Origin of the sequence: Streptomyces sp. NPDC001270 (assembly GCF_042896695.1) — a bacterium.
In the GTDB taxonomy this organism is placed as follows: domain Bacteria; phylum Actinomycetota; class Actinomycetes; order Streptomycetales; family Streptomycetaceae; genus Streptomyces.
Genome location: NZ_JBIAXM010000009.1, coordinates 137,649 through 151,084, shown reverse-complemented (window position 1 = coordinate 151,084; position 13,436 = coordinate 137,649). Strand labels below are relative to the sequence as shown.

The following is a 13,436-nucleotide window of genomic DNA, read 5'->3' as shown; positions in this document are numbered from 1 at the left end:
CGGCTACGGGCGGGCGCGTCCGCCACGCATGCCCGCGCGTGCGGGCGGGCGCGTCCGCCGCGTTCGGTCAGGCGGGTGCGCCGTCCCACTCGGCCGGGCCCGGCTTGTCGAAGCTCACGCCCGTGCCCGGGTCCGGGCTCATGCCCGGACCCATCAGCCGGCGTGCGGCCCGTTCGGTGATGGCCGCCGCCTCCGCCTTCGCCTGCGCCGAGATGGCGTCGGCACCGGGCTCCTTGTACCAGGGGCGCAGCTTGATCAAGGCGGGCTTGACGCCGGTCGCGAGCAGCAGCGCGGTGCCCTTGGGCAGGGCACGGATGCGGTCCGGGGGCAGCACGGCCTCCTGGCGGTAGGAGTACGAGCGGGACGTGCCGTCCTTGCTGCGGGAGATGCTCGGGGTCTTGACGTCGTGCTGGCCGACCAGCGTGGAGATCTTCTGCACGAAGTCGGCGTCGTCGAGGCCCGCGCCGAGCAGCTTCACGGTCGCCGCGCTCCACAGCGCGTCCATCCCGATCTCGCCCCACACCCGCGCGCCCTGCCGGTAACTCTGCAACAGGGTCACCACGTTGATGCCGCGGGAACCGAAGTGCGAGTAGAGGTCGGGCAGGTCGGAGATGCGGCACACGTTGGCCGCCTCGTCGAGGACCGCGGTCAGCGGCGGGTCGAGCCGGCCGCCCATGCGCTCGGCGGCGACCACGCCCGCCCGCATCGTCGCGTCCGCGATGCCCGCGATGACCCCGGCCGCGGATCCACCGCCGTCCTTCGAGAGGAGGTAGAGGGTGTCCTTGCCGAGGACATGCTGGTCGGGGCGGAACTCGGGGGTGTCGGGGTCGGGCGTGACCCACCCGAGGATCTCGGGGTCGAGGAGGCAGGAGACGGTCTGCCGGGCCGTCTCGTAGATGCCGTCCCGGGTCTCCACCGCGCCCCGGATGGTGCCCTGCAACTGCTCGGCCATCGCGACCAGACCGGCGTCGCGCAGCAGGTCGATCGGCATCCGGTCGGCGGGGTCGGCGAGCCAGCCGAGCAGGTGCTGGACCGAGGCGCCGCCCCGGGCGGCGGCCAGGAACAGCGCCGTGAGGGTGTTCTGGGCGGCCGAGATCCAGAAGTCCTTCTTCGCGGTGTCGTCGTTGACCGAGGCCACGAAGTGGCCCGCGAGCCGGCGGGCCGCCTCGATGGTGTGGCACTCGCCGAGCAGGTTCCACCACATCTCACGCGGGGTGTGGGCGATGCCCTGCGGGTCGAACGTCCACACCTTGCCGGCCTTCTCGCGTTCGGCGCGGGTGACGGAGTACACGTCGGACTTGTTGGAGGTGAGCAGGACCGCGCCCTGCGCGCGCAGCACGCGGGGCACGGCGATACCGGTGGACTTGCCCGCGCGGGGCGCCATCAGGTCCAGTTCCACGTCCTCGTAACTGCTGCGCAGTTCCGGGCCGCGGGGTTCGAGGTCGCCGAGGAGGTTGCCGGTCTCGTCCGGGTGCAACTGGCCGCGGCCCTTGAGGGTGGGGCGCAGATCACGGGCGCGGGCCTCGATGCCCTTGGGGCACATGGCGGCCATCTCACGGCGGCCGGCCAGGCTCCTGGTGGCGCTGTTGCCCGCGCGGGCGATGAAGAACCGGACGACGAAGGCGGCGGGGACGGCAAGGAGCGCCAGCATGCCGAGCATGCCCCCGTAGACGGCGGCTGCCGGGGCGCCGGGCCAGAGCCCGGCCGTGTCGCCGCCGGCCAGGCCACCCAGGGTGGACAGCGAGTACGGCGGGGCGTGCCAGCCGTGGCCGGTGATGCCGGCGCCCAGGGTGCCGCCTGCCCACACGAGGGTGAACAGGCTGAGGACGGCCCCGAAGAGAGCGACGATCGCCCAGGAGACCTGGGAGTCCATGCCGCCGCCGGGACGCCCGCTCATGTGGTCCTCCTGCGCTTGCTCGGCTGGCTCGCCGGGGTCGCGGGTGCGCCGGGTGTGCCGGGGCGCGTGCCGTAGCCGGGGGCTCCGGGCAGTGCGCCGAGATCCGCGGCCCTGGCGGCGTCGGGCAGCCCGCTCAGGTCGAAGCCTTCGGGCAGACCCGGGACCGCACCCAGTTCGGCGATCCGCTTGACCTGCTCGGCCAGGGCCGCCGCGGACCCTCCCGCGTCCTCCGCGTCGTTGGGTGTCCAGCGGGTGTTGGTGTTGTGCAGGTCGCGTTCCGCGTCGGTGATGGCGACCTTGATGGGGATGCCGGGCCGGCCACCGACCTTGATGAGGAAGCGGCCCCGGCCCGGCGGTTCCTCGTTCTCGCCCGTCATGCTCCAGCCGGGCGGCGAGGACCACGACGAGACCAGTTCGATCTCCCGCCGGGACAGTCCCACCACCCGGCCCAGGTCCTCCATCTCGGTCTTCGGCAGTCCGGCGCAGACCACCATCCCGGCCCGCTCCACGAAACCGCGCGCCTTGGCCCGGTCGGAGTCGGTGCCCAGGGCCTCCGCGTCCTTCAGGGTGTGGGTGATCTTGGCGTCGCCGAGACCGAGGGACCGGTTGAGCCGGGTGAGCGCGTCGATGCGGTCGACGATGCCGGAGGCGGCACGCAGCGGACGCCACAGCTCGTCGAGGACGGTGAAGAACCAGCGCCGGGGCGTGAGTCCGGCGTCCGCGAGGGCGTGCGAGGCGGCCACCGTGCCGAGCCCGTCCGACCAGGCGGCGAGCATCGCCGCGGCGGTCAGCTGGGTGTCCGCCTCACCGATCCCGGAGATGTCGATGCACACGGCGGGCGAGTTCAGGTCGATGCGGGTGGACGTCGGGGAGGCGAAGGTGTCGCCCAGCGGCCCGTCCAGGATGCCCAGCAGGGAGCGGTGCAGCGGGTCGACGGCGTCCCGGTAGCGGGTGTCGGACCCGCGGTCCAGGGTGACGGCACGCACCCGGTCGGGGCCCTCGGTGAGGACCCGCAGCAGATCCGGCAGCAGCGGTGCGTGACCGGCGGGGGTGCGCTCGCGCAGATGGTGCAGGACGGCGGAGAGCACGGACTGCTCGTGGTCGTCCATGGGCCGCCCGCGCACGATGGTGATCAGCGCGGCCACCATGTTCAGCACACGGCCGTGCGTCTCGGCCTTCAGGACCTCGCCCGCCTCGCCGCCGATCCTGGCCGCCGCCGCGCCCATCGCGCCCGGGTCCAGGACGTTGATGCCGCCCCGGCCGCGGCCGATGGAGATCACCTGGCCGCCGAGCGCGCGGACGGTGTCGGCGTAGTCGGGCTTGAGGTCGCCGAGGACCAGCGGGACCACACCGGTCGCGGCCAGACCGATCAGCATCCGGTTGATCAGGGTGGACTTGCCGAGGCCCGGCATGCCGAGCATGAACAGCGACGGGTTGGAGATGTAACGGGCCCGGGTGAACCAGCTCAGCGGGTCGCCGCAGACGGTGGCGCCGGTGAACAGGTGCTGCCCGAGCGGCACTCCGGTCATGGGCGAGCCGGAACCGGCGGCGAACGGCCACATGCCGCACGCCTGCACGGTGGTGGCCCGCCACATGGTCGGCGGGTCCATGAAGCCGACGCGTCCGCCACCCACCCCGTTCCAGCCGCGCGGCGGGACGTACGGTTCCCTCGGGCGGGACGGCTTCTTCTGCTTGCCGCCGGCGTTCCCCTTGGCGCTCTGCTTCGCCTTGGACCCGCTGCCCTTGCCGTTCTTGACGTCCTGTTCCAGCCAGGACGGGTCCTGACCGGACCGCTCCGCGGTGAGCACGCTGCGTGCCCGCTGCTCGGCCAGCCGGTCCTCGCGTTCGGCTTTCTTCTGGTCGCTGCGCCGGCTCACAGCGCCTCCTGGATCTCGTGCGGGATGAGGGTCTGCTCCCACGGGAGGATCCCGGCGGGCAGGGTGCAGGAGAACGCCGCCGCCTGCATCCGGTCGGCGGGCCGCATCATCACCCGGGAGGCCGCGGTCAGGTTGCGGATGGCGACGCTCGCGTCGGCCATTTCGCTCATCTCGTCGACGGTCACGGTCAGCATCAGCGAGAACTCCACCAGACCGGCGCCGGCCGCCTCCTCGGCCGCGGTCTGCTCCGCCGCCCGTACCTCGGAGGCCGCGCGGGCCTGGACCATGCCCTTGCCGGACGTCGCCATGAACTGGGCGCTGCGCCGGTCCGACTCGACGATGCGGGCCGAGGTGGCCGCGTCGATGGGCCGGTACAGCAGCGCGACCCGCTTGCGGCGGGTGCCCGGGGCGGCCTCCAGCAGGCCGCGCAGCACCGAGGACCGTACGGTGCCGCGCGGCGCCAGCGTCAGCAGCCAGGTCCGGGACACCCCCGAGTCGTGCTGGTAGCTGCCGACGGTCTCGACGGCGGCGGCCGGTCCGGCGTCCTCCCACTCCAGGCCCGTTCCGCCGTGCTCGGCACGGGCGTTGAGGACGTCGGCGGCGACGGCCGGATCGTAGGCGACGCGGACGACCTCGGCGATCCGCTCCGCCGACAGCGGGTACGCGGCTCCGCCGCCCGCCGAGATGAGCCCGCTGAGCAGGCCCGGGATGCGGATGGCGAGGTCGGCGATCACGTCGTCCTTCTTGCGGCGCTGCCCGGCGGGCACCCCGTAGGTGAGGGTGACGTAGGTGTGCATCTCGGAGGAGGCGTGCGGGTAGCGCTCGACGACCTCCTCCATCACGGCGCGGGCGGCGGCCGGGGCGTCCTCGCGGATCCGGGGCAGCACTTCGTGGGCGAGCGTGGTGCCCGGGTCGGGGGCGGTCTCCACGATCACGGAGGCGCCGCGCAGCCCGGGTTCGTGGGCCAGCCGGGCCAGCCACTCGCCCCACAGCGCCACCCACACGTCGACCTGGTCCGGGTCGACGAGCGAACCGCCGTCGGGGTCACAGCCCAGGACGATCGTGTACAGGTTGCGGGCCGGGTGGTGCAGCACGCCGAACGGCCGGTCGTAGGCGTCCCGGCCCTCCGAGGAGGTGACCTTGTTGAGCAGGCCCGGTGGCCGGAACCGGCCGCCCGGCCGGGAGGACAGCGGACCGGACACGTACAGGTGCGAGCCCTTGGCCTTGCGGTTGCGCCAGCCGATACGCAGCGTGATCAGCTGGTAGATGTTGCGGCCGTCCTGGGTGCGGATGGTGAGCGGCGCCAGGGCGATGACGAGGGGGACCAGGATGAACAGCGCGAGGAACAGCGAGACCAGCGACGCCAGCAGGACGATGACGAGCCCGCCGAAGACGCCGAAGGTGCCGACGAGCCCGAGCGGGCCGAGCCCCGGCCGCCTTGGCCTGCGCCAGTTCCCGTAGGTCGGATGGGTAGCGGATTCCGTGGACATGAGGTCGGTCTCCTTTCATGGGGGAGGGGAGGACGGCGAGGGTGACGGTGGATAAGGGAGGGCGGACGAGACCGCCGGACTCCCCCCGGGGGAAGGGGAGTCCGGCGGTCGGCCGGGGGACGGCGGCGACGTACGGGTGCCGAGTGGGCACGCTGCCGTCGAGTTCGGGTGCCGGGCGTGGCCACCGTCGTCCAGGGATCAGGGGTGGTGCCTCCGATCGCCGTCGGCGTCCTGCGGCGAGCAGCCGGACGCCGTACGGGTCAACGTCTGCGACGCGGTCACTTGTTCCACCCCGCATCGCCGTTGGCCCCGCTCACCCCGGAGACCGCGGTGTCCTTCACGACCTTCGCCACGGTCGCCGCCGCGGTGATCGCGGGCCCGGCCGCACCGGCCGCCCGGCCGGCTCCGCTCGCTGCCGATCCGCCGCCCGCGCCGGAACCCGAGGCGCCGGTCGCGCCCGCGCCGCCGGTCCGCGCCGCCGCGGCCTTGCCGACGGCACCGCTCGGGCCGCTCCCGCCGGACGAACCGCCGGAACCGCTGGAGCCGCTGCCACCGGCCGTGCCGGACGCGCCGCTCGGGCCCATGCTGCCCCGGCCGCCGCTGCCGCCGCTGCCGCTGCCGCCGCCGATCGAGCGGGCACCGGAGGCCAGCGCGCTGCCGGCCTGCGACATCCCGGACATGGAACCGCCGCCGCCGAGGGCCGCGGTGGCGGGCACGATGAGTTTGAGCAGCGCGGGCAGGGCGACGGCGGACAGCAGCATGACGCCGATGCCGGCGATGCGCTCGCTGGCGTTGGCCGTGCCGGGCTTCGTGTTCGATATCAACACCGAGCCCGAGTACATCACGAGAGCCGCCGCGGGTTTGTACAACAGCCAGGCGACCATCCAGCCGATGTGCTTGCGCCACCAGCCGGAGCCCCAGTCGGTCATCGAGGCCGCCGCGGCCAGCGGCAGAGTGCCCAGCAGCACGATCATCACGCCGAGCCGGATGTAGAGCAGGATCGTCTGGATGATCCCGGCGAGCAGCAGCAGCAGGGCGAGTATGAGCATCAGGAAGGCATTGTCGATGCCGCCGGACGAGCAGCTGCCGATGGACTCCAGCTGCTTCTTCGCACCCAGGTCGAACAGGTACTGGGAGTAACGGTCGGAGAGGCCGGCCGCGGCGCTCACCACGGTGGTGGCGGCGCCGGAGACGAGGACGACGCGCATGATGCCCTTGAGGGCGGTCGTGCCCGCGTCGCCGCGTCGCTCGATCGCCATCCGGCAGGCGGCGAAGACCAGCGAGCCCACCGCCAGGTAGACCACGATCCACTGTGACGCGCTGTTGATGTCCTTGGACGAGTCCGTGCCCGTCAGGGTCGGAATACTGTTGACCAACCCCCCGAACACCGAGATCGCGGCGGCCAGGACGAGCTTGGAGATCATGTCCATGATGCCACCGATGGGGTCGGTGAGCATCGAGAAGAAGCCCAGGAAAAAGTCCAGGACGGGATTGCCCGAGCTGCACGTCACGTCAGGACCCCCAGACGAGATAGTCGTTGGTGTTCTGCACCGACTGCGGCTTCGAGAAGAGGGAGCCGCTGTCGGAGGGGAGGATCTTCCAGTCGCCCTTCTCCCAGCGCAGGTTGATGCTGGTCGACATGAAGCCCTGCTGGTTCCGCATGAGCAGGCTTACGCTCGCGGCCGTGCGCGTGCAGGAGAGCACGGAGAAGCCGGCGTACGAGGCGATCATCGACTTGTCCACCCCTTGGGAGGTCGAATCCCCGCTGATCTCGCGCGTGAACTCGAACATGTCGCGCCCCGACCCCGCCACCAGTTGTTCTTTCACCACGGTCTGCCAGCCGGGTTCGCTCGTCTGGGCCGTGATGACGTGGGCCGCCACCACGGCACCCATGGCGGTGTGGGAGAAACACCACCATGGTGTGCCCTTGGTCTGCGTCGGTCCGGCCGTCGCCGAGACGGGCACCCGCGTGACGCCGATCGTGCGCCAGGTGACGTCCTTGGGCGCCGCCTTGGGCAGGGCGTCACCGGCGCTGTCGTCGGTGTGGCAGCCCACGGGGCGGCCGTCCTTGGTGAGCGCGCCGGACAACGGCCCGGGGGAAGGCGCGGCGGCCTCGGCGCTGCCGTCACCGCCGGAGGTCAGCGCGACGACCGCGCCCACCACCACGACCAGGGCGAGGAACCCGGCGGACAACTGCCAGCCGCGCTGGCGCCAGTAGGGCCCGGGCTCCTCGGTCTGCCGCTGTCTGCGTAGGAACATTTAGGACGACCGCCGGTCTAATTGAAGACGAAGTTGACCAGCGGGCCCGCGGTGGCCACCAGGACGCAGCCGCCGAGCACCATGCCGAGTCGGCTCATGTGCTCCGAACTCTCGCCGCGCTTCAGGGAGACGGCCATCATCGAGCCGGTGATCAGCACACCGGCCACGCCGGCGGCGGTACCGGCCCAGGCCAGAATGCCGAGTACGAGTGTGACCTTGTCCTTCAGCTCCCCTGGGGCGTCTCCTGTCTGCGGGTCAGGAACGTCAGCGAGCTGAACGGCGTGGTTGAACAGTTCGAGGGACATGGAATCTCCAGGGAGTTCGGCGCCCGGCCGGACGGCGGGCGTGGAGCTGGACAGGGAGCGGTGAGGCGAGTGGTCGGGGAAAGCGGTACGGGCACATGCACGGGGGTGGGGTCAGTGCAGCCCCAGGTCGCCGAGGAACGCGACGAGCGGACCGGCGCAGCTGGCGAGGATGCAGGAGAGGGTGACGAAGAGGACACCGCGGAAGTGCATGCCGCCCTCACCGGGCTCACCACGCCGTATCTGGAGGGCCATCTGCATGCCGACGATGATCAGTCCGCCCACCCCGGCGGCCGAGGCGCACCAGGCGAGCACACCGAGGATGGAGGTGGTCTCGCCCCCCGCGTTGGGGTCGAAGTCGTCGGCCAGGAAGGCGCCGTGGAGCAGCAGTTGGTTCATGACGTGGTTCCCTCGGGGCGGAGGTCGGTGCCCAGCAGGTGGGCAAGTGTGCTGAGTTGCCGAGGCAGCGCGCGCGGACGGCCGCCCACCCGCCAGGCCGGGATCCACGGCACCCGGTGCACGTGGGCGGCGGAGCGGATGATCCGGATACGGCGCAGCAGGCTGAGCGGCAGCCGGCCCGGGGTGTCGGCGACCAGGACCACGGCCACCAGGTCGAGACCCTGCGGTGCCTTCCCGTCGTTCAGCGCGCCGAGCGCCATTGAGACGGATGTCAGGCCCTGCGCGCTGGTCCGGCCGACGAGCACGATCCGGCGTGGTTCGCCCCTGGCCGGATCCGGCCAGCGGGCGCCCACGTCGATACCGCCGAGCAGTTCGGCGAGTGTGGTCGCACCGGCACCGCCGTGTGCCTTGACCCAGCCGATCTCGTCCCGGCCCCGGGACTTCGCCCCGGTCTGCCTGGGCCGCCGGGGTTCGTCCCAGGGCGCCTCGGCGGCACGGGGGGCGGACGCGGGACGGCGCACGGGGGCGGACGCGGGACCGCGGCCCTGGGCCCGGGTGGGCTGGGGGGAGCGGGGCCCGGCGGGCCGGGGTGCGGTGCGGGGCGCTGGTGCTGCCTCGGGCGCACCGGCTCGGGGCCCGGCCGCTCGGGGAGCTGCCCCGGGCGTGCCGGTTCGGGGCGTGGGGGTGGGGGGTGGGGTCCGTCGGGGTCCACGGACCGGCGCCGTTCCCCCGGCCGACGGCGCACCCGCCGACGACGGGCCCGCGGGCGCGCCGGGGCCCGCCCCCGGCCGTCCACGGCGGGGGGCGGGTCGGCCCGACGGCGGTACGCCGGGTCCGGCCGGGGGCATCGGGTCACCGGGGGCCGTCCCCGGCCCCATCCCGTCGCCGGCGGCCGGCCGCGTGGACTTCGGTCCCCGTACCCATGGCTGTGGGCCCGACGGCGACGCCGAGGGAGTGCCCATGTGCGCCCCGTCCCCTTCTTCGCTCGTGCTTCCGCTGCGCTGGCTCATCTGTTTTCCACCGGTTTGAACTTCTTCGCCCTGAGCTGCGTTTGATCTCTTCGAGCCCGTCGACACCACAACGGCGATGCGGCCCCAGCGGTTCAAAAGATGAGGGGAGGAAGGCGGACACACATGAGTACCGAGCAACAGAAGAGTCCGATCGCGCTGATCATCTCGGCCCTCACCGCCCTCGGTGGCGGCTGTCTCGGCCTCCTGGCCATAGTCGTAGCGACTCCCATAGTGATCATTTTCTGCGGGCTCGGCATCCTGCTCATGCCGATCGTCGTGCTGATCCTGCTGTTCGGGGGCGGCGGCGGGAGCCACCACGACTACGACGACATGGGCGACCAGGCGATCACCGCCTTCCAGGGCGACGGCAAGGGCGCGCTGGCCCCGGACTCCGTCCCCGCGGACCTTCAGGACATCATTGAGACGGCCGGCGGTCAGTGCACCCAGATCGGGCCGATCGTCATCGCCTCACAGATCGAGTACGCGTCCGGCTTCAACTCCAGCATGGTCGGCGCCAACGGCGCGAAGGGCATCTCCCAGCTGCCGCCCGCGATCTTCGAGAAGTACGGCAAGGACGACGACGACAACGACAAGACCTCCGCCACGGACAACAAGGACTCGATCATGGCGCAGGCGCGGTACATGTGCGCTCTCGCCGAGGAGAACCAGAAGCGGGTCGACAACAAGACGGCCACCGGCAGCGTGCTGGACCTCACCCTCGCCGCCTACCACCTCGGGATGGACGCGTCCAGCGTGGGAGCGGGCGGGGTGGCGTTGACGAACGACACGCAGGGCTACATCGCCGCCATCCGGGCTCAGTTCGCCAAGTACGGCGGCATCGTCGACATGCCGTACGGGGCGACTCCGAGTGTCACCGACGGCGAATCCTTCGACCCCAGGGCGACGATTCCCCCGCCTCCTCCGCCCACCAGCGACAGCCCGAGCCCCACCCCATGAGGAGGACAGCCATGGCCCGCTTCGATGTGTACATCTCCGACGACGGGCTCGCCGACATCGACGGAGATCCCGTCGTCCCCGAGCCGGACGAGTCCGTGCACGAGGCCGTGCTCGACCAGTTGCAGCGGTACGCGCAGGAGTACGGCACCTCCGTGGAGGCGACCGTGACCGACGGCCCCGGCGACTCGTACTTCGTCCTTGAGGTGGCACCGGACGGCTCCAGCCACGTCCTCATTCCCGAGGACGACTCGATCGAGGACGACTTCGTGGAGGACGGCTCGACCGGGGACGACGCGATCGAGGAATCCTTCGCCGAGGTGTCCCCCTCCGACTCCGAGGGGTCCTTCTCCGGGGAAGCCTTCGCCGAGGTGTCCCCTCCTGAGGAAGCCTTCGCGGGGGAGTTCCCCTCCGAGCAAGCCTTCGCGGAGGAGTCCCCCTCCGAGGAAGCCTTCGCGGAGGAGTCCCCCTCCGAGGAAGGCTTCTACGAGGAGTCCTTCTCCGAGGAAGCACCCTTCGTTCAGGGCCCCTCCGCGTACGCCCCGACCGAGGAAGCACTCGCTGCGGAGTTCCCTTCTGCGGACATCCCCTCCGCGGAAGCCCCGTTCACCGAACCGCTCGCCGCGACCCCGGCACCCCCACCACCGGCCCCGCTCCCGACCCCGGACCCGGTTCCGCACCTGGACCCGGACGTGGATCTGGAACCGGCCCCGACCGTGTCCGCGGGCCCCGCCCCGGCCCTGCTCGTTGCCAGGGCTCCCGCCCGTACCCCGGTGGCGGCCAGGCGTTCCCCCGCCACCGTCCCGCCGCCCGGCGCACCCCGGACCACCGAGACCGCCGCCCCCGCACCCACCGCGTTCCCGGTCGCCGACGTCGTTTCCGCCCCCACCGTGTTCCCGGTCGTCGAGACCGCCGCCGGGCCGATCGCGCCCCCGGTCACCCAGCGCGTTCCCGAGCCCGCCGTGCCCCCGGCTGCCGAAACCGCCCTCGCCGCCCCCGAACCCCCGGTCGTCGAAACCACCCCCGCACCCCCGGCCGCATCCGCTCCAGCTCCCGCCGCTCCAGCTCCCGCCCGCGCTCCCGTCTCCGCCCTCGCCGCCGCGATCGGGCGGGCCCGCGCGCAGGCCGCCACGGGTGGGGTGAGCGACGACGCGGCGGGCGGCGACCGAACCGGCGCCGACTCCGACGCCCCGGTCGCCGCCTTCGCCTCGGTCTCCGCCGCCGGCACCGATCTCCCGCCCGAGATCGCCGAACGCATCGGCCGTATCAACGCGTTGTCGGCCATCGGCCGGCTCGACGAGGCGTTCGCCGACGCGACCGCGCTGCGCGAGAGCCTGACCGATTCGGTCGGCGCCGAGCACGCGCACACCCTGGAGGCGCGTTCGGTGGAGGCATACCTGGCGTACCTGCGCGGCGAGTACCGCGAGGCCACCGTGCTGGCCCTGGCGGTGGCCCGGATCCGCTGCGGCGCCGCGGACGAGCGGGCGTCGACGGAGGTGGCGCGGGCGGCGGCGGCCTGGCAACGGCTCGACGACGACGTCGCGGCCCTCGTCCACGGGCGCGAACTGCTGCACATGTGGGACAGGTTGCAGGCGCGCGGCCCACTGCCCCCCGGTCACGCGGAACTCGCCGAGCGAATCCGCGGGCACGTGGAGGAACTTGAGGAGTACGTCTGATTTACCCCTTGGTTGTACACCCTGCATACTCGCCGGTAAACAGGCTCTCACCAGCGTATCCATCGAGTATCAGAACGAGTGTCCAACGTACGTGGAACACCCCTCGCAACACTCCGTTCCCCAGGAGCTCCAGTCTCAGTCCCCGTGGACTGGGCCGGACATCCCAAGGAGCAGGAGCACACCATGAACGTGACGGTCATCGGGTCGGCTAGCGCGGTCTCCCCGGAAGAACGGGCGCTTCGTAACCTCTACCTGGAACACGGCCCGGCTCTTTATTCGTATGTGCTGCGGATGCTGGGCGGGGACACCCACCGCACGGAGGACGTCATTCAGGAGACGTTGCTGCGCTGCTGGAACAAGCAGAACCTCGGTGACGACGAGGGAATGGCGATACGTCCCTGGATGTTCCGGGTGGCCCGCAACCTCGTCATAGACGCGCACCGTACGCGGATGGCCCGGCCGACGGAGATCAGCGGAGCCACCTGGCTGACCGAACTGGGCGCCGAGGCCGACGACATAGACCAGATGCTGTCGTCGATGGTGCTGCACGACGCCCTGCAAGCGCTGTCACCGGCACACCGCGACGTGCTCCAGGCGACCTTCTTCGCGGACCACACCACCCAGCAGGCGGCGGACGAACTCGGCGTCCCCCAGGGCACCGTGAAGTCCCGCGTGTACTATGCCCTGCGTAGCCTGCGGTCGGCCCTGGAAGAGCGGGGAATGGACTAGCACCGCACGCCGTCAGGCTTCGCCGTATCCCTTGATGTCGCCCAGGAAGCCGTCGCACCCTTGCACGTTCCCCCGCACGATCACCACCGTGCAGGGACCGAACAGTTCCACCGCCGCCATGTCGTCGGCGGCGCTTGGCAGTTGTTTCACCACCTGGTCGGGCCAGGTGAAGGTCCATGGGTCACGGCCCTCGGGCAGCACCAGGCAGGTGTCCTCCCCCTTCGGGACGGTCACGTGGACGACGGTCGGTTCGCCCCCCATGTCCACGGAGCGGCCGACGCGAACCGTGATCTCCGCACGGGACAGGTAGTCGCCTCTGCGTTCCAGGGGCCGCGCGGCGTGCCGTAGTCGGCTGCCGGGCGCGGCGGAGTGGTCCCGTCCATCACACAGCCGCCCTGGCCGGGGTCGTACCGCAGCGATCCGATCAGCCGGGTGGTGTAGTCATCCTGCGTCGGTGACGCGCCGGGGGACGGCGCGGACGGGCTCGGGCCCGATGACGGCGCGTGCGACGCGCCGACGGTGCCACGTCCGCCCTTTTCGCCTCCTCCGCCTTCTGTGCCGTCGATCACCTTGACGGCGATCCCTGCCGCCGTCAGATCCAGGGCCGTGACCGCGCCTCCCACGACGGCCAACCGCCCGCGCCTGTGCCTGTGTCTCGCCGTGGCCGCGGCGGCCGGCCCGCGGGCTGATTCCCGGCGCCCGGCACCGATCCGGGCCACCCGGACTCTCCGGCCGCCCGGTCCCGCGACCCGTAGCGCGCTCAGGAAATCCCGCGCACCGTCCGGTGCGGGCTGCCGGGACGCCAGGCAGTCCGTGCCCATGTCACCGCCGCCGAGCCGCGCC

The 13,436-nt window shown here is 72.1% G+C and carries 12 protein-coding genes; 3 read left to right on the top strand and 9 right to left on the bottom strand.

The window, feature by feature from the left end:
* Positions 1–67 precede the first annotated feature (67 nt).
* The 8 genes from ACFY2B_RS17250 to ACFY2B_RS17215 all read right to left on the bottom strand — a co-directional run bounded on the left by ACFY2B_RS17250 (position 68) and on the right by ACFY2B_RS17215 (position 8,745).
* Positions 68–1,897, bottom strand: a complete 1,830-nt coding sequence (locus ACFY2B_RS17250; RefSeq protein ID WP_390763935.1) for a type IV secretory system conjugative DNA transfer family protein — start codon at positions 1,895–1,897, stop codon at positions 68–70.
* Positions 1,894–3,507 carry an ATP/GTP-binding protein gene (locus ACFY2B_RS17245; RefSeq protein WP_390764082.1) on the bottom strand — a complete coding sequence of 538 codons (1,614 nt, stop codon included), beginning with the start codon at positions 3,505–3,507 and terminating at the stop codon, positions 1,894–1,896. Before ACFY2B_RS17245 ends, ACFY2B_RS17250 begins: the two co-directional genes overlap by 4 nt.
* Before the next feature lie 263 nt (positions 3,508–3,770).
* Positions 3,771–5,264 carry an SCO6880 family protein gene (locus tag ACFY2B_RS17240; RefSeq protein ID WP_390763934.1) on the bottom strand — a complete coding sequence of 498 codons (1,494 nt, stop codon included), beginning with the start codon at positions 5,262–5,264 and terminating at the stop codon, positions 3,771–3,773.
* Between the two features lie 278 nt (positions 5,265–5,542).
* A complete protein-coding gene (locus ACFY2B_RS17235; RefSeq protein WP_390763933.1) occupies positions 5,543–6,775 on the bottom strand; it encodes a hypothetical protein in 1,233 nt (410 codons plus the stop codon).
* A 1-nt stretch (position 6,776) separates the two neighbouring features.
* Positions 6,777–7,523 (bottom strand): hypothetical protein, encoded by a 747-nt coding sequence (locus ACFY2B_RS17230; RefSeq protein WP_390763932.1) that lies wholly within the window; start codon positions 7,521–7,523, stop codon positions 6,777–6,779.
* Between the two features lie 17 nt (positions 7,524–7,540).
* Positions 7,541–7,828, bottom strand: a complete 288-nt coding sequence (locus tag ACFY2B_RS17225; RefSeq protein ID WP_390763931.1) for a hypothetical protein — start codon at positions 7,826–7,828, stop codon at positions 7,541–7,543.
* A 111-nt stretch (positions 7,829–7,939) separates the two neighbouring features.
* Complete coding sequence (locus tag ACFY2B_RS17220) at positions 7,940–8,224, bottom strand: hypothetical protein (protein ID WP_390763930.1); 285 nt, start codon at positions 8,222–8,224, stop codon at positions 7,940–7,942.
* Positions 8,221–8,745, bottom strand: coding sequence for a DUF6668 family protein (locus ACFY2B_RS17215; protein ID WP_390763929.1), 525 nt, complete (start codon positions 8,743–8,745; stop codon positions 8,221–8,223). Before ACFY2B_RS17215 ends, ACFY2B_RS17220 begins: the two co-directional genes overlap by 4 nt.
* Before the next feature lie 612 nt (positions 8,746–9,357).
* On the opposite strand from ACFY2B_RS17215, the gene ACFY2B_RS17210 reads away from it, so the two are divergent.
* The 3 genes from ACFY2B_RS17210 (at position 9,358) to ACFY2B_RS17200 (ending at position 12,593) form a co-directional block, all read left to right on the top strand.
* Positions 9,358–10,191, top strand: a complete 834-nt coding sequence (locus ACFY2B_RS17210; protein WP_390763928.1) for a lytic transglycosylase domain-containing protein — start codon at positions 9,358–9,360, stop codon at positions 10,189–10,191.
* 11 nt (positions 10,192–10,202) lie between these two features.
* Positions 10,203–11,864 (top strand): hypothetical protein, encoded by a 1,662-nt coding sequence (locus ACFY2B_RS17205; RefSeq protein WP_390763927.1) that lies wholly within the window; start codon positions 10,203–10,205, stop codon positions 11,862–11,864.
* Positions 11,865–12,047: 183 nt separating this feature from the next.
* The gene (locus tag ACFY2B_RS17200) at positions 12,048–12,593 is read left to right on the top strand and encodes a sigma-70 family RNA polymerase sigma factor (protein ID WP_390763926.1); all 546 of its coding nucleotides are present in this window, start codon (positions 12,048–12,050) and stop codon (positions 12,591–12,593) included.
* 12 nt (positions 12,594–12,605) lie between these two features.
* On the opposite strand, the gene ACFY2B_RS17195 is transcribed toward ACFY2B_RS17200, so the two are convergent.
* Positions 12,606–12,827, bottom strand: coding sequence for a hypothetical protein (locus tag ACFY2B_RS17195; RefSeq protein ID WP_390763925.1), 222 nt, complete (start codon positions 12,825–12,827; stop codon positions 12,606–12,608).
* Positions 12,828–13,436 lie beyond the last annotated feature (609 nt).